We start from the raw sequence: 16,489 nt of genomic DNA, 5'->3' as shown, positions 1-16,489 counted from the left end.
ACGAAATCCAGCGGGAGCGAAATGAGCGCGAAAGCCGACCCGAAAACACGCACCATTGCGCTCGTCGTCGCCGCAACGATGTTCATGGCGCAACTGGACGGGGCTGTGCTCGCCACGGCGCTGCCGCGCATGGCGCTGGATTTCGGCGTCACGCCGGTCGATCTCAGCCTTGCAATCACCGTCTATCTCGCCAGCCTGGTGGCCTTCCTGCCGGCGAGCGGATGGCTGGCCGACAATTACGGCGCCCGGCGGATATTTACCGGCGCCATCCTGCTGTTCGGCGCGGCATCGATACTCTGCGCATTCAGCACGGGCTTCTGGCCGTTCATCGCGGCCCGGGTCGTCCAGGGCATCGGCGCATCGCTGATGACCCCGGTGGGCAGGCTCGTGCTTTTGCGCACAACGCCCAAAGACCAGCTGGTGAGCGCTATCACCATCACCACCATGCCAATGTTGATGGCGCCGACTTTCGGCCCGCCGATCGGCGGCTTTCTCGTCACCTATGCGAGCTGGCCCTGGATATTCCTGCTCAACGTGCCGATCGCGCTCGCCACCTTCTTCATCGCCGTCCGGCTTATCCCGACGCTCGAACCGGAAGAACGCGGCAGGCTCGATCTTTTCGGCCTTGTGGTCGTCAGCTGTTCGCTCGGCGCGCTGCTTTTCGGGCTGGATCAGGTGCGGAACCCCGAATCCGTGGTCATCGGCATCACCTTGCTGGCGGCGGGATGCGTTTTGATGGTCGTCGCGATCCGGCATTTGCGGCGAGATGCCGCACCGATCATATCGCTCGAACCGATCGCCAATCACACCTTCCGCATTTGCACCGTTAGCGGTGGGGCCTTGATTCGGCTGCCACTCAGGGCCCTGCCCTTCCTCCTGCCGATCTTTTTCCAGATCCATTTCGGCATGAACGCTTTTACGGCCGGCCTTCTGCTGCTCGTGCTTAACTTCGGCGACCTCATCCTCAAACCCGCGGCCCGCTTCGCCTATCGCACTTGGGGTTTCCGCACCGTTCTCACCGGTTCAGCGCTGGCGGGCGCGGCGACAGTGTTCGCGCTCACCACCTTTGGGCCCGGGACCTCCCTCTGGGTGATTATCACTATTCTCGCATTGAGCGGCATGGCCCGCTCGCTACTGTTCACGGGCATAACCGTACTCGCCTATGACGATCTCGAAGAACGGCTGATAAGCCCGGCCAACGTCCTGATGAACATGAACCAGCAGGTTACGAGCGCGCTCGCGGTATCGCTCTCGGCGCTTTTGCTTGCGCTCGGCCCGGCGTTACGCGGCGACAGCAGCCAGGCCGCTTCCATCGGCGATTTCCACATGACCTTTCTGGTGTTCGGCGGCATCGCAACGCTCGCCGGCCTTTCGCTAATGCGGCTCTCCGCCAATGCGGGCGCCGAATCCAGCGGACGTCCCTCGAACTCCGCGTAGCGAGTTTAACCGCGCCGTGCGTCGAACGACCAGCCGCCCGGGCCGCAATGATAGAGCAACAGAAAGCCGCCGGCCGCGCCCAGATCCTTGAAGAAAAAGGCAAGCTCTCCCAGATCGCCTAGATCCCAATGGAAGATCCCAGTCGCGAGCAGGCAGAATCCGGCGAGCGCGAGCGCCGCCAGCCGCGTGCAGAAACCCAGCACAATCATCAAACCCGCCACGAGCTGGAATATGGCCGCCGGCCAGACCAGTTCGCCCGGCAGGCCGAAGCTCTCTATATAGCTGTGCATGGTCGTCGAATTGCGAATTTTCAGCGCGCCGAACGCAAGAAACTGTGCAGCGAGCAGCAACCGCGCGCCGAAAAGAAAGAGCGGCGGCAACCCGTATGGATCGCCGCCGCTCCTTGCCTGCCTCATAACGGCCCCAGCCGTCAGAAGCTCTTCGTGATCTGGAAGCTCAACAACCGGCCGAGCGGGCTCGCATTCTGACTGTCGTAGTTTTGCACGGCCGCGCCCTGAACGACGCGCGCGAACGGCGGATCGGCGTCGAACAGATTTTGCGCGCTGAAAGCAAAACGCATGTTGCGCAGCGCCCTCATATCGGGCCGGTCGCCGGTGTCGAAGGTCACCGTCAAATCGAATGTCGTATAGGATTCGACCCTGGCGGCCGGAGTAACCGTCGTGTTGTCATACCCATTTTGGTAATTCACGAAGACGTTTGCCGCGAACCCCTCGACCGCATAACCGAGCTGGGCCCGGTTCACGAAGCGCAAGGGAAAATCGACTTGGTTGAGAAAATCCTGCAACGGGGCCGAGCTCAGCAGCGACTGATCATAATTGAACACATATGAAAATGTGTCGCCGATCGAGAAAGTACCGATATCCGTATCGAAGCTATATTGGAGCGACACGTCGATACCGTCGGTCTGCACAATTCCGGTGTTGTGGCTTAGCCCGTCAATCAGGGCGTAGACTGCGGTGTTCTGCGGACCCACCGGAGCGCTGCCCGAACCGTACAGGAAGGGGTCGGGTACGCCGACATGAGCGGTCGCTGCCCCACCAAAGGCCAGGAACTGCTGAAGCTGGTCCGTCGTCGGATTGAAAATCACAAGACCGGTGCCCGGAATGATGAGATTCTCAGACGAACTGACGAGCGCCGCCACATAGTCCGGATCGTTCAGCGAGCTCTGGCTCGCCGGCGGCTGGATCTGATTTGTGAATTCGATGTTATAATAGGTTATTGATCCCACCAAACCTGGCAGCCAATCCGGTGTGAATTCCATCCCGGCAGTCCAGGTCTCGGCCTCTTCTGGGGAGAGGCCCAGCGTATGGCCGCCCTGGATAAGCGTCGTAATATAGACCGGAGCCGCCGGCAGGCCGTTCGCCGCCGCGACGCCCGGCGAGATCACCGTCGGCAAGGATACCGTCGGGGCGCCGAGAGAATAATCGCCAAGCACAGGCGCGCGGAACGACGTGCCCCAGGTGGCACGGAAAGACAAATCCTCAAACGGCTGGTATCGGATGCCGATTTTCGGGTTCCACGTCCCCGCGTCGAGCAATGTCAGCGCAGGGGCGATCTGTTCGTCCTGATAATGGTCGTATCGCAACGCCAAAGAGATCGAGAGCTCGCGAGCCCCCGGTCCGCCATTTTCGTCGCTGATGACCGGTACGAACAGTTCGCCGAAAGCCGAGAGGACTTCGCGTTCCTGTCGCGGCGAGATATTCGGCGGCAAAATCTCTCCGGTCGGACGGACGGTCTGGATCGTCTGTTCACGGAACAGGCCCTGATATTCGGTGCCAAAGGCAAGGCGGACATCGCCGCCGCCGATGCTGAACAGTGTACCGTCAGCCTGCATTTGCGCGTTGAACTGGCCAATAGTCGCATCGAGATTTTCGAACTGCTCGATATTGTCTAACACCGAACGCTTGACCGTGGCCGAAGGATAGCCGCTGATACCATTGCTGAACGGATTGAAGGCGGTGTTGATGTCCGAGCTATTGAGCGCTGCTGTCAGCCCACCATTGTTGATCCGATCGCGGATACGCTGGTTCGTCGTCTCGCCATAGGAGGCGTAACCAGAAAGGCGCCAATCATCGGTCAGATCATATTCGAGACCGGCGATGACCTCCCACACTTCCTCAGAGCCCGCGCGCAGGTCCGGTCCGAGATCGTTGATGAACGAATATTGGACGGTGACCGGGACGCCGGTGAGATTGTAGGGGTTGTTCGCCGGCACGACGCCATTGTTGAGCGTCGAAGCCGGGTAAAGCCGTTCGTGATTGCGACGCGAGAAGAAGCCTTCCGCAAAGAAAGTGAGCCTGTCGCTGAATTCCTGCTCCAGATAGCCGTAGACCGAATAGCGTTCCTGCTCGGGAAGCGCGTCTGTGCCGAGGAAATTGCTCTGCGTGTAGACCGGATTTCCCATGTCTTCGCCCGGATCGAGAAAGCCGTTGCCATTGGCATCGACAAACCCGCTTGAGGGATTGCTCCCACCGATATTGGTCGGAAACGTCCGGAAAGAAGGCGCGTCGGAATCGTCGTAGAGATCGGCGCGCGACAGGGTTTGGAGACGGTCGCGGAAATAATATTCGCCGGCGACGACAACGTTGCCCGTCGTCCAGTTTGTGCCGACCACGGCTTCCGCCTGATAGAGTTCCACCCCGCCATCGGCGACGCCGACCCTGCCCCTTACCATAACGCCATCATAATTGTGCCGCGTGATGAGATTGACCACGCCGGTCATCGCGTCCGAGCCGTAAATCGCGGAAGAGCCATCGGCTAGGACCTCGATCCGTTCGAGTGCAATCGCCGGAATCGTATTAGGATCGAAACCGCGGCCTTCACCGCCACCGGGAACCACGCGCCGGCCATCGACCAGGGTCAATGTAGCTTCGACGCCGAGGCCGCGCAGGTTGACCGAACTGTTGCCGTTAAGATTGGCGATCGCACGTTGCGCGCCGGTGGTGCGGGCCTCGTCGAGTCCGATATTGAATATCTGCGGGATAGATCTCAGCAGATCGTTGGTCGTTGGGATACCGGTCTCGTCGATCGCCTGCCGATCGAGGCCCAGCACGTTGGCACCAATCGGAGCGATGCCCGGAATCCGTGTGCCGGTAACGATAATGGTTTCATTGCTCGAAGATTGATCAACCGGATCCTCTCCGTCGAGTCCGGCAGTGTCGATATCCTGGCCCAGCGCCGGCGACGACGTTGCCGCAATGGCCAGCACGGATGCGCAAGCCAAGAATCTGCGTCCAACGAAAACCTGGTCTGCAATAGCTGATGGAACCTGCATGCTCCCCCTCCCTTTCCTCTACCTTTATTTTCAAGGATTATTGCTCTTTTCCAAACCGCATGTCAATTTTGAATACAATCCTGAATGCACGGACGCCTAACAAAGTGGAATAGAGGCGAGTAGTACAAGCCCGCAGGGGAGAGGCAAAATGGCGGAAAAACAGCAATTTGACGTGGGAACGGCAGTCGATGATGCGCCTTGGTCATCCTATCAAAAACGCGTTCTCGGACTGCTCGCTTTGCTGTTTGCAATGGATGGATTGGCGAATCAAAGCCTCGGTATCGCCCTTCCGGCGCTCATCGCGGACTGGGGTGTAGCGCGATCGGCGTTCGCTCCGGTGGCGGCGCTCAATCTTGCCGGCGTTGCAATCGGCACGGTGGTGGGCGGCATGCTCGGGGATCGGTTCGGGCGGCGTATCGGCGTGATACTGGCCATCCTGCTTTTCGGAATCATGACCGCCGCCGGAGCCTTTGTCCAGAATATCGAGATGCTGATGGCGGTGCGCTTCCTTGACGGCCTCGGCATCGGAGCGGCGGTTCCCAACGGCGCGGCACTGATAACCGAGTTCACGCCGCTGCGGCGGCGGAGCCGCGGGATAGCCATTGGCATGGTATTCATACCCATCGGCGGAATTATTGCCGGCGCTGCCGGAGCCTCGGTTCTACCGCACTGGGGCTGGCGCACATTGTTCCTCGTGGCCGGATCGCTGCCGATCATGTTGGCCTTGATATTCGCAAAAACGCTGCCGGAATCGCCGCGCATCCTGGCCCGCGATCCGAAGCGGCAAGGGCAGCTCGTCGCGCTGATGGGGCGGATGGGTATTTCGGCCCCGGCCGGAGCGCAATTCGCTGCCAATGCAGAGGACGCGCACCATGCGCGCGCTCCACTATCCGCGTTGTTCGGTCGCGGCCGTTGGCGCGACACCCTGCTGCTATGGACAGGGTTCTTTACCTGCCTCCTGGCCAGCTACACGATATTCAGTTGGGTACCGACGATGCTTTCATCAATGGATTTCAGCCTTACCCTGGCGAGCACGGGCATTACCGCTTTCCATATGGGCGGCGTCATCGGATGCCTGACTTGCGGCTTGCTGATCGACCGCTTCGGATCGCGCTGGTCGCACATCGGGATGTGCGGCGGCGGGAGCATCGTCGCTGTTTTGCTTGCCGTGACGGTCCAGAATGCCGATTTGCAGATCCTGACCTTTGCCTTGATCATGGTCGAAGGTTTCTTCGTCGCAGGGCTGCACAATTCGCTCTATACGCTCGCCGCCAACCTGTACGGCCCCGATGCGCGCGCCACGGGGATCGGTTCGGCATCGGCGTTCGGCCGCCTGGGCGCCGTGCTGAGTTCCTATACCGGCGTTCATTCGCTCGAGATGTTCGGGACGACCGGCTTCTTCGTGACCGTGGCCATCACCCTGGGCCTCTGCATGATCAGCGGCGGCGCGATCCGCCGACAGGTCGTGGGTGAAGCGCGACCGATCCGACCGGCCTCGGGAAATGGTCCGGCCGTCCCGCCGGGAACAGGGACGACCTGCAGCGCGTCGGGAACCGCGGATTGACACAACAAGGCGCCCCACCACAGGTCTTGACCGAAAAGGACATAGGATGAGCGAAGCGAAACTCTCGGGCCGCAAGGCGGGTAGCGGAAACAGCCTCATCGTTATCGGCGTCTGCGTCCTGGCCAACATGGTCGACGGCTTCGACGTTATGGCGATCGCCTATACGGGCGGGGCGATAATGGGCGAATGGTCTCTCGATCCCGCGATGCTCGGATATCTGTTCAGCGCCGGCCTTGCGGGCATGATGCTCGGCTCGCTCTTCATCTCGCCGTTCGCCGACATGTTCGGGCGACGACGGGTCGCATTGGCCTGCATGGCGGCGATGGCGGCCGGGATGTTCGCCTCGGGTCTCGCGCAATCGGTCGAGCAGCTCCTCGCGCTACGGCTGTTCACCGGGCTCGGCATTGGCGGCATTCTCGCCACGCTCAATACTGTCGTCGCGGAAACCGCCCCGCCGGCGCGCCGCAACCTCGCGATCAGCGTCTTCTCCATGGGCTATCCTGCAGGGTCCATGCTCGGAGGCCTTGTCGCCGTTGCCGTAATGGATGGCCAAGGCTGGCAATGGGTGTTCTTCGCCGGCGGCATCGGCACGTTCATAGTATTCCTGCTCAACTGGGCCTTTCTGCCCGAGCCGCGCCAGCAGCGATCCGCCGGCGCGCCGCGCTTCCCGCTCAAGACATTCGTCGCGCCGGGTGTCCGCAGCGGAACGATCATCATCTGCCTTGCCTTCTTCCTCAACATGATGAGCTTCTTCTTCATCCTGAATTGGACACCCAAGCTTGTCGAAAATCTGGGGCTGTCGCGCGAGATCGGCGTGACCGCGACATTGCTGCTCAATTTCGGCAGCCTCGCGGGCGGGCTCAGCTACGGCGTTCTGGCCGACCGGCTCGGCTGGAAACGGGTCTGCCAGATCTACTTCGCCAGCTTCGCCGTTCTGATCGCCATTTTCGGATTGCTGCCCGCGGCCGTCGCGCCGCTGTTCGTCGTGGCAATACTGGCAGGCATCTTCATGGCGGGCGCGATGACGAGCCTGTACGCGCTCGCCCCGATCGTTTTCCCGCCCGAGATCAGGGCCGGCGGAACCGGGCTCGCCATCGGTATCGGACGATTTGGCGCCACGCTCGGGCCGATTATCGCAGGCTATGCGCTGGCAAGCGGCGTCGATCGCGCGCCGCTCTATATCCTGTTCGCCATCCCCCCGCTGCTGGTCGTCCTGCTCATGCAGACGTTACGGCCGCGGCCTGACGCGGTTGCCGCCTAGGCCGTTTAGAGCCCGAAAATGCGCGCTGCCGTGCCGCCGAATATGGCGCCCAGCGCTTCGTCGTCGAGACTGTGCAACAGCTCGCGAGGCCAGGCTAGTGCGTGGCCATAACCCTCGCGCGACGCGACCGGGGGGAAATCGCTGCCCCACATGATCCGCGACGGGCCGAACGCGGCGACGGCGCTTTCGAGCAATCCGGCAACGCCTTCGAGATCGAGCGGGACCCCCTCGCCGTCGAGCGATACGCGGGGCGCAAGCTGGCCTAGGCCCGGCATTTTGATGAAAATGTTCGGATACGCTGCCAGGCCGAGAACAGGATCGACCATCGCCCCGCGATCGCCGACATCGGGCCGCGCCAGGCCGCCGAGATGCTCGAGCACGATCGGCAGGCCGGGAAAGCTTTCGGCAAAGCCCGCGATACGGCCATCGACGAAACTTTCAGCGGGGCCGACACAGCTTACCGCCAACTTCGCTTCCTCGGCCGCCGCCCATAGGGCGTCAGGATCTTCACCCGGAGAAGACGACGAAGCTCGCAGGCGCAGCCCGGCCGCGCCTTCCCCAGCCGCGCGTTTCACAGCCGCCGCATCCGCTTGCTCCGGCGGAAGGGCGGCCACGAAGGCGAACCGGCCGGGGTGATTGCGCCGCGCATCGGCCATATCGGAATTGTCGAAGCTGCCGAGCAGCTGGATCAGCACCGCCTTGTCGACGCCGCACCGGTCCATTTCGAAAAGCAGCGTGTCGACAGGCTCGTACCAGCGCGTCGAAACGTGGCAGTGGCTGTCGACGATCATCGGCTCAGGCGGCGGTCGAAATTTCGGGCTTCAGTTCCTCGGGCAACGGCAGTTCGTCCTTCCAGGTCGAGCTGTTGGGGAAGGCGAAGGTTTCGGCGACGACCTTGGACCAGTCGATCGGTGCAGTCGTCCCGCACGGCGATTCGCCCTGCCCGAGGGCCTTCGCCGCCTGCAGCATCAGCCGCCGCCAGGCGACGACCGCCATGTCGGACCTACCGAGATGTTCCTTGGTGCGATCGAGGACCCGCCCCTGCGTCTCGCTTACCGCATGGTCCTGGGTCAGGATGCCCTTGATGCCCGACAGATTCGTCGTGCGCATCATCTCGCGATCCTGCTCATACCAGTTGTCGATGTTCACGGTCTTGCGGAAATTCTCGTCCATCCACATGCCGCCTTCCTCGATGCGGCCCGGAACGTCGATCTCGAGCCCCTCGTCGAAGAACCATTGGATATGCCAGGTGGACACATCGTCGCGCGGGACGAAGGCGTTGACGAGGCGGCGGTTGCGGCGATGTTCGGGCGCTCGCCCGCCATCGGGCGGAATCAGCGTCCAGAAAGGCAGCACGACCTGGGTAACGCGGCCGTGCATCATCTCTTCGTCGAGCTTGCGCGTCGCGCAATAGCGCAGTCCGTAATTGGTGAATTCCACTTCGAGTTTCGGCCGCAAATCTTTTTCGTGCGGATATTTCGCTTCGTGCGTCCACGGGCTTTCACGGTGGAGGACGCCGGCATGCGCCGAATCGACCGTGCCCTCGACGGCCTGCGCATAGTTGCAGTCTTCCATGATCTTGAAGGGCACCGAATGCCCCTCAGCCATGTCGAGCCACGGGAATTCGGGAAAAGGCGGGACGGCTTCCGCCGGCCCCATATAGGCCCAGATCATGCCGCCCGCGCTATGCGTCGGATAGGCGGTCGTGCGCATCCGCTTGGCAAGCTTGCTCCCTTCGGGCTCGGTCGGCGTATCGACGCACTGGCCTTCGACATCGAACTTCCAGCCGTGATAGAGACAGCGCAAGCCGCACTCCTCGTTCACTCCGAGTGCCAGCGAGGCACGGCGATGCGGGCAATGCTCGTCGAGCAGCCCGATCCGGCCTTCGCTATCCCGGAATGCCACGAGATCCTCGCCGAGCAGCCGGATTCGCACGGGCGCGCCATCGGCTTCGGACAGTTCGGATTCGAGCAGCGCCGGTATCCAGTAGCGCCGGATCAATGCCCCCATCGGCGTGTCCGGGCCAACCCGGACCAGCAGTTCATTGTCTTCGTGGGAGAGCATGGCCTTCTCCAGATCGTTATACTATCTTGTATTTAATATCGCGATTGACGCAGGATGTCACGCCCCGAAAAGGAAAGAATATGGATCTCGACGATATCATGGAAGTCACGGCCGTCGATCGCGCGACGCTGAAAATGCTGGCCGAGCGGTTGCGCGGCTCGTCCAGCTTTGAGCATTTCATCTATCGGGAGGCCGAACTTGACGAGGCCTGGCGGCTTATCGACCTTGCTTTGGCAACGCCCGATAGCGGCGGAGACAGAAAGCGGCTGGAAGATCTGCGCCTCGCAATCGCGGAAGCCCATGATCTCGTCGGCGTCGACCATCGCCCGCTCGCGGCCGCGGTGCGCCTTGAGGAGGCGATTCTCGCCGACCTCGCCGAGCCTGAAGGAAAAACTGCCTAAAGCCCGCGATCCTCAAGGGTTTCGAGTACCATCTGCTCGAACGCCCGCCGCCGCTCCCGGCGAACGGCGAGCAACTGCTTCATGTCGCGTTTTGACAGGGCATCGACGAGGTAGTTTTTTTCAACGACATCCCGCGCAGCGCCCGGCCGGCGCGGCAGCGGCAATATCGCCCTGAACCGGTCGGTCAGCGCCCAGAGCCGCATCGCTTCGCGCACCATTATCTTGTTGGGCGAAAGCTCGAAAACGAGATTGTGAAACTCCCGGTTCTCCGACCACCAATTGAGCCGTTCCCCCTTGTCGAGCAGGGTATCGAGCTTGGCCGCATGCTGCGTCAGCGCTTTCAGCGCGCGCGCTTCGGGCCATACCACCGTCTTCAGCAATTCATCCTCGATCAGATCGCGCATCCGGAAGAGCTGGCGAGCTTCGTCGCTCGACAATTGGGCGACGAAAAAACCGCGATTGGGATCATGTTCGATCAGACCTTCGGAACTGAGCAGCTTCAGTGCCTCGCGCACCGGAACACGGCTGGCCTCGAATTGCGCGGCCAGCTCGGTCTGGCCAAGCCGCATGCCCGGGCCCAGTGCACCGCGTGCAATCCGGGCCCTCAATTCATCGGCGATCTTCGCTGGAACGCCGGAATATGCCTGCTTTTTCTCGGTCGACAAAATTCACCCCGCGAACAGTAGGACATGATGTATAGCAAACTCGTCGAATGCACGAGGGTGGCCCGCCTTGCAACGGCGAGGCGAAACTTCACGAAGAAATGATCATCGCACCTATTGACCGGCGGCTTGTTATGCTTCCGCCTTTTCCTCGGCGATAAGGCGCGCAAGAACGCGGCGTGCCTCGACAGGTGCCGCGTCGGTCTTCAGCAAAATCGGATCGAGTTCGGCCAGATCGGAAACGCTACCCATACGGCGCTGCTGGCGTTCGATCATGGGCTCGTCCTGGTCCCGAAAGGCAGTGTCGAGCAGTTCGAGCAGCGCACGATCCACGTCGGGATCGCCGGGCTTCACGTTGCGCGCCTGGGCAAAGAAATAGTGACAGCTCAGCTCGCTTTCCGGCGTGATGGCGTGGAGCGCGGGAATACAAAGCCCGGCGTGTTCGGACCCGCCAACCGGCGCCGCACCGAGATCGAAATGGATAAGCGACGGCGGATACCAATGCATGTGCGAGCGCGAATCCATGCGCTCGTCGGTAAAACCGAAGATCGTCCGGGTCGGCGCATTGGGTTCGCTGTCCGGTCGCCAGCGCATTGCCGATACGCGATCGCCGTCGCGTATGAGTTTGGTTTTCGTCTGGTTCAGCCGCTCTTCGGTCGACACGCCCGGTACCGCGAATTGCGGGTGGAGATAGGGAGCGTGGGTCAGATCCAGCAAATTATCGACGACGAGCTGATAGTTGCCGTCGACGTGCAAATGTCCGAAAACTACTGAATTTCCGCCATTTTCCTCGAGAAACAGCAGGTCCGGAAGCATGTCGGGATCGGCCTTTTCGGGATCGCCCGGCCAAAACCAGATGAGTCCATATTGCTCGTGTATCGGAAAACTGCGCACACGTGCGGATTTGGGCACCGGTCCGTGCGGGTTGTGCACGCAAGCACCATCAGCACCGAACCGGAGACCATGATAGGGGCATTGCAGCTCGCTTCCGACCAAAAGCCCCTCGGAAAGCGGCGCAAAGCGATGCGGGCAGCGATCGTGCAGAGCGACAGCCTTGCCGTTGGGCAAACGATAAAGGACGACCGGTATATCGAGAAGCGTTCGCTCGATAGGGCGCTCCCCGACCTCGTCGGAAAACGCGGCCATGTACCAGCCGTTCATCAGATAGGGCATGCGCATCGACCTTTCGAGTTAGGAAAAATCGTATAACGATTATGAATTCTATTCAATGCTTTTGCGCGTCGAATGTGCAGTGCGCCAGTATGATCGGCGGTTGCCGTTTCTGTGATGGACGGACTTCCGCCGGACCATGCCTGCAGCGGGCGCCCGCCCCTCGTCATTGGCATTGCCTCGCCCTGTACGAGCAAGGAGTCAGCCTTGCGGCGGGTTCATCGCCACGATGCGGTAGGCCCTGACCGAGACGAGCTCGAGCACTTCGGCCGCGACATAGGGATCGGCCGACGCGATTCGCTCGGCTTCGGCGCGATCTTCCGCTTCCAGGATAACCACACTCCCCACCGGGCTGCCCGCATCGTCGAGGAGCGGCCCGGCTAGCGCCATTCCGCCGCCAAGCCCCTTGCGGTAGCCGATATGGTCGGGCCGTAACGCCTCGCGCGCTTCGGCATTTCCCAGCTCCGCATATTCGACGAGATAATGACTCATTTTCAACCCTCCTCCTGCCAGCCCGACATCCAGAAAATTTCGCTATGCGGCACCTCCCGCGTGGCCGCGAATTTGCCGTAACAGCCATCGGCATAGACGAGCGGCGCGATGTGGTGCTCGCTCAGGCGCACCGCTTCGACTTCCCCGAAAAAAATCGTGTGGCTGCCGATCTCGGCGGTCTCGCTGCGACGGCAATCGAAGCTCGCGATTGCCGACTCCAATATCGGCGCGCCGGTAACCGCCCGCGTCCACCGCCCCAGCGCGAACCGTTCATCGGCGGGCATCGGCCGGGCAAACCGGTCGGCGAGCGTTCGATCTCTGGCGGCCAGCAGATTCACTGCGAAGGCATCGGCCTGCATGAAAGCCTCTCGCGTGGCGCTCGCCCGGTTGATGCAACATAGCAGCGCCGGAGGTTCTGCGGATACAGAGCAGACGGCCGTCGCCGTCATGCCCTGCCCCTGCCCCTCGGCATCGACCGTGAGAATCGCAACGCTCGCGGCAAGCCTTCGCATGCCCGCCTTGAAGCTGTCGATATCGGCGGTCATGGCTCAGGAGCGGCTCTGCAACTTGTGATAGCCAAGCTGTTTACGCGCCTCGTCCAGCCGCATGCCGTCCCGCACCGCATCGCGGATTTTCTTCTCCGCTCCCGCGATTTCTTCGGCCGCGTCGAGGACAGCGTCTTCATGGTTCTGCGGGATGACGAGTACGCCGTCGGCGTCGCCGCGCAATATGTCGCCGGGCGCGACGCGCGCGCCGCCGATGGTGACGATACAATCCAGCCGCTCGACCTGCACCCGGTCCTTGCCGGTGCGCATCCAGTGGCCGCGGCTGAATACCGGATAGCCAAGCTCGCGGCATAGCGAAACGTCGCGACTGATGCCGTCGATCACTGTGCCGGCAAGCCCGCGGCGGTGGGCGATCTCGGTCAGGATATCGCCCCAGATCGTCGCATCCTCGCGCCCGCCATTGTCGATGACAACGACATGCCCCTCGGGAACGTCGTCGATATAATCACCGACCGTGCCGGGCGGCGTCGCGGCGGGGCCGCAGATCATGGTAAAGGCGCGACCTGCCATCCCAAAGGAAGGATGCCGGCTCGCGATCCTGTAGCATTGGCCGATTATCCCGTAGCGATCGAGCGCGTCGCTGAGGCTCGCCGTGTCGAGGGCGGCCGCGCGCACGACGTTACCGTCGCCGCTCATCCGTCCTTCTCATCAAGCATATGCTCGTAATTGCCGCCCATCACCTCGCTGATCGGTGTGCCAGCTTCGATCGCGCCCGCCATCGCCGCCTCCCGCGCCGCAATCGCTTCCGCCGTGTCCAGTACATGCTCAATATTTTCCGAACCGATGAAAATGACGGCGCTGTTGTCGGCGGCGACATAGTCGCCGGGCGAGACTTTCACATTGCCGATCTCGATGGGCTCGTTGGTCGCCTTTTCGACGACGCGGCTGCGCGCGGTCAGACAGGTCGTCTTGTTGGTGAAGATCGGGAAGCCGTGGCTTCTCGCCTCGTCTATATCGCGCACTGGGCCATCGGCAACGACGCCTGCGATGCCCCGCACCTTAGCGCCAAGCGTCAACAACCCGCCCCAGCAGCCGGCTTCTACGCCGGTCCGTTGTTCGATCACGATCACGTCATCGGGGCCAGCCATCTCGATGGCCGTCGTGCCGAGATGACGTGGCGGACCTGGCGGCGGATAGCCCGTGTCGAGCTTCACGGTCACCGCGCGGCCCGCAATGCGCCCCGCACCGGATTCCTGGCGCAGACCCGTTACCGCCCCTTGCAGTTCCAGCTTATCGAGCGCGTCAGAAAGCGCGCAGCAATCGAGGCTTTTCAGGCGCTCTACTAAACCGGCATCGTCAATCACCGCTTATCCTTTCAGGCGCGCCAATGGACGAAGCCCATGGCGTTTCCGGTCCCTGCCTCGCTTCGATAGCAGGGCACATAATCCACCACCGTGGGATCGAGACCCAGCTCGGCCATCGCACCGGCAACCGGCACCCAGTTTTTGATTTCGGAAGTGCCGTCCTGGAACACCGCCTCGCCGAGTTCGGCCACGCGACCGATATCGCGATCGCGCAGCGCATCGAAGAAAAGCTGGTCGACCTTCTCGTCGATCACGAAATGCGTGAGTCCGCCCGACGCGATAACGGCAACGCGGGCATCGCTTTCCCAACCCTGTATCGCTGCGAGCACCGACTTGCCGAAATCATAGCAGCGCGAAACACTCGGCTGGTTGGGCGGGTAGAAGGTGTTGACCAGCACCGGCACGCTCGGCACCGGGTCGTCGCGCATGATCCGCCGGTAAACGAAGCCGAATGCGTGCGGCGTTTCGGGCTTGGGCAGCGCCTTCATCGTGGCAACGTCGAATCCGTCGGCCATTGCGCCCTCGATAATCGCCAGTCCGAGCTCGGGATGGCCGCTATAATCGGCGCCGCCGGGCGGGATATAACCGGCAATGGATTCGGCGATCCCGGGCGGGAGCTGCGCGATCCGTTCGTCGGTGAATTCGGTATTCGAGATCGTCTCGCCATAATAGACCGAGAAAGCCGGGATCAGCCGCTCGTCGAAAATTTCCATCTGGTCGTTGCCGAGGATGACCGCCACATCGATCTCGGCTTCGGCGAAGACATCGGCAAGCGTCTCGATCGCCGCCTGGCTGCGTGCCTGGCGTTCGTCGAGCACGGCTTTCGAGATCTGCAGGTCCAACCGCTCGTCCTTGCGCGCTTCGACCAACTCGTCAAAACTCCAGAGCTTCCCACGCCAGGGATGCCGCGCCGCCTTGTCTGCCGGTATCCTCGTGCCCCAAAGTTCGGTGTCAGTAACCAGCATGGGACCGTGGCTCGTGCCGATACCGAGTACTATTTCGGCCATGGTCAGGCGGCTCCTTCGCCGAGATTGAAGAGCGCGCGGGCGTTATCCTCGAGGATCATCCTTTTTTCCGCATCGCCGAGCCAGTCGAAACCCAGGATGAAGGGCGCGATGTCATCGAGCGTCCGGCCGGTTGCAGGATCGACAGACGAGCCCACGCCAGGGCATTCGGCGCCGAACAGACATCTGTCGGCACCGACCGTCTTGATAAGAAGCCTCAGCGCCTCTTCGGAATAGAGCACCGTATCGTAGTAAAGATTGCGCATTTCCTCGTAGAAATCGCGGCCCTTGCGCAGATGGCTCGCGTGGAACCGCCCGACGTGATAGGGCACTGCGCCTCCGCCATGGCTCACTACTATCTTGAGCTGCGGGAAATCTCTGAAGACGTCCGAATTGATGAGGCCATAGGCCGCCATCGTTTCCTCGAGCAGGAAATTAAGCGTGTAGGGCGCCCGCGCAGCCCGCGAACCGGCTGAGTGAATATGCGCCGGCACGTCGAGTTCGCAGAGCTTCTCGTAGAGAGGATACCAGTAGCGGTCGCCCATCGCCGGAGGCTCGGCGCCACTGTTTTCATAGGGATCGGGATTGAGCAGGCAGCCCCTGAAACCCAGCTGCAACACCGCCCGCTCGAGTTCCGGCAGCGCGTTCTCCACGGGCTCTCCCGCCACTTGGGGAATGCCGGCAATGCCGATGAACTTGTCAGGGAGAAGCTCCGCCTGTCGGGCGATGATGTTGTTGGTCTCTTCGCAAAACCAGTGGACGAGATAACCGGGATTTTCCGAATGCATTTGCTGGAACGGCCGCGGCGAAAGCAGTTGCAGGTCCGTGCCGACCCTGTCGAGCATGTCGAGATGGCCACAGGGCGCCATTTCCCTCGCATTGGTATGTGCGAGAATTTGTTCGTCGCTGAGTTCGGGAAAGTGCCTGCCATGTTCGCCGCGGTGCGAGAGCAGCAGGGATTTGTAGACCCAAAGCTCGGCCGGGGCACTGACATGGCCATGGCAATCGATAATCATGACTCGGCCCCTGCAAAACGTCTCTGCGCAAACAACCTACGCAATTTGGATACTATTTTGTATAACTATCGCGCCGGGACGGTCAAGCAGACGCTCATTCGGGATCGAAGATCGCGCCTCTCGAACATCCCGAATTTACCGCATTCCGAATATTGTTATATGATTCAGTATGTAATTTATCCCGGCTTTGCCCCACTCTCACCTCTGCTTTCCACGATGCAGACATTGTGGTTCGAGAGATTCAGCGCGCCGA

The 16,489-nt window shown here is 61.6% G+C and carries 16 protein-coding genes; 4 read left to right on the top strand and 12 right to left on the bottom strand.

Annotation, left to right across the window (positions count from 1 at the left end):
• The first annotated feature begins 21 nt into the window (after window positions 1-21).
• Window positions 22-1,437, top strand: coding sequence for an MFS transporter (locus H6P80_RS14935; protein ID WP_185802224.1), 1,416 nt, complete (start codon window positions 22-24; stop codon window positions 1,435-1,437).
• A gap of 5 nt (window positions 1,438-1,442) precedes the next feature.
• Here the strand turns inward: H6P80_RS14935 and H6P80_RS14930 are convergent, their stop codons facing one another.
• Together H6P80_RS14930 and H6P80_RS14925 are read right to left on the bottom strand one after the other, a co-directional pair.
• On the bottom strand, window positions 1,443-1,853 hold the full coding sequence (locus H6P80_RS14930; RefSeq protein ID WP_185802223.1) for a DoxX family protein: 411 nt from the start codon (window positions 1,851-1,853) through the stop codon (window positions 1,443-1,445).
• Window positions 1,854-1,867: 14 nt separating this feature from the next.
• Window positions 1,868-4,681 carry a TonB-dependent receptor domain-containing protein gene (locus H6P80_RS14925; protein WP_185802222.1) on the bottom strand — a complete coding sequence of 938 codons (2,814 nt, stop codon included), beginning with the start codon at window positions 4,679-4,681 and terminating at the stop codon, window positions 1,868-1,870.
• Between the two features lie 199 nt (window positions 4,682-4,880).
• Here H6P80_RS14925 and H6P80_RS14920 point away from each other — a divergent pair, with 199 nt between their 5' ends.
• Together H6P80_RS14920 and H6P80_RS14915 are read left to right on the top strand one after the other, a co-directional pair.
• Entirely contained in the window at window positions 4,881-6,296 is a 1,416-nt protein-coding gene (locus H6P80_RS14920; RefSeq protein WP_268938921.1) for an MFS transporter, read from the top strand.
• A 46-nt stretch (window positions 6,297-6,342) separates the two neighbouring features.
• Window positions 6,343-7,557, top strand: a complete 1,215-nt coding sequence (locus tag H6P80_RS14915; RefSeq protein WP_185802220.1) for an MFS transporter — start codon at window positions 6,343-6,345, stop codon at window positions 7,555-7,557.
• Between the two features lie 5 nt (window positions 7,558-7,562).
• Here H6P80_RS14915 and H6P80_RS14910 read toward each other — a convergent pair whose 3' ends face one another.
• Window positions 7,563-8,348 carry an amidohydrolase family protein gene (locus H6P80_RS14910; protein WP_185802219.1) on the bottom strand — a complete coding sequence of 262 codons (786 nt, stop codon included), beginning with the start codon at window positions 8,346-8,348 and terminating at the stop codon, window positions 7,563-7,565.
• Between the two features lie 4 nt (window positions 8,349-8,352).
• Window positions 8,353-9,621, bottom strand: a complete 1,269-nt coding sequence (locus H6P80_RS14905; RefSeq protein WP_185802218.1) for a Rieske 2Fe-2S domain-containing protein — start codon at window positions 9,619-9,621, stop codon at window positions 8,353-8,355.
• An 80-nt stretch (window positions 9,622-9,701) separates the two neighbouring features.
• Here H6P80_RS14905 and H6P80_RS14900 point away from each other — a divergent pair, with 80 nt between their 5' ends.
• Window positions 9,702-10,022, top strand: a complete 321-nt coding sequence (locus H6P80_RS14900; protein ID WP_185802217.1) for a hypothetical protein — start codon at window positions 9,702-9,704, stop codon at window positions 10,020-10,022.
• On the opposite strand, the gene H6P80_RS14895 is transcribed toward H6P80_RS14900, so the two are convergent.
• From H6P80_RS14895 to H6P80_RS14860, 8 genes are all read right to left on the bottom strand, one after another.
• A complete protein-coding gene (locus H6P80_RS14895) occupies window positions 10,019-10,687 on the bottom strand; it encodes a GntR family transcriptional regulator (RefSeq protein WP_268938920.1) in 669 nt (222 codons plus the stop codon). The two genes, H6P80_RS14900 and H6P80_RS14895, sit on opposite strands and share 4 nt — an antisense overlap.
• Before the next feature lie 129 nt (window positions 10,688-10,816).
• The gene (locus H6P80_RS14890; RefSeq protein WP_185802216.1) at window positions 10,817-11,857 is read right to left on the bottom strand and encodes an aromatic ring-hydroxylating dioxygenase subunit alpha; all 1,041 of its coding nucleotides are present in this window, start codon (window positions 11,855-11,857) and stop codon (window positions 10,817-10,819) included.
• A gap of 198 nt (window positions 11,858-12,055) precedes the next feature.
• Window positions 12,056-12,346, bottom strand: coding sequence for a YciI family protein (locus tag H6P80_RS14885; protein WP_185802215.1), 291 nt, complete (start codon window positions 12,344-12,346; stop codon window positions 12,056-12,058).
• 2 nt (window positions 12,347-12,348) lie between these two features.
• A complete protein-coding gene (locus tag H6P80_RS14880) occupies window positions 12,349-12,891 on the bottom strand; it encodes a flavin reductase family protein (protein WP_185802214.1) in 543 nt (180 codons plus the stop codon).
• Window positions 12,892-12,894: 3 nt separating this feature from the next.
• Window positions 12,895-13,548: an RraA family protein gene (locus tag H6P80_RS14875; protein ID WP_185802213.1), complete on the bottom strand. Its 654-nt coding sequence runs from the start codon at window positions 13,546-13,548 to the stop codon at window positions 12,895-12,897.
• On the bottom strand, window positions 13,545-14,216 hold the full coding sequence (locus H6P80_RS14870) for an RraA family protein (RefSeq protein ID WP_185802212.1): 672 nt from the start codon (window positions 14,214-14,216) through the stop codon (window positions 13,545-13,547). Before H6P80_RS14870 ends, H6P80_RS14875 begins: the two co-directional genes overlap by 4 nt.
• 11 nt (window positions 14,217-14,227) lie before the next feature.
• On the bottom strand, window positions 14,228-15,223 hold the full coding sequence (locus tag H6P80_RS14865; RefSeq protein ID WP_185802211.1) for a DODA-type extradiol aromatic ring-opening family dioxygenase: 996 nt from the start codon (window positions 15,221-15,223) through the stop codon (window positions 14,228-14,230).
• A gap of 2 nt (window positions 15,224-15,225) precedes the next feature.
• Window positions 15,226-16,236, bottom strand: a complete 1,011-nt coding sequence (locus H6P80_RS14860; RefSeq protein WP_185802210.1) for an amidohydrolase family protein — start codon at window positions 16,234-16,236, stop codon at window positions 15,226-15,228.
• Between the last annotated feature and the right edge of the window lie 253 nt (window positions 16,237-16,489).

It is taken from the genome of Parasphingopyxis marina, from assembly GCF_014237875.1.
GTDB lineage: Bacteria > Pseudomonadota > Alphaproteobacteria > Sphingomonadales > Sphingomonadaceae > Parasphingopyxis > Parasphingopyxis marina.
The sequence above is the reverse complement of the archived record's forward strand: the minus strand, read 5'-3'. Positions and strand labels throughout refer to the sequence as shown.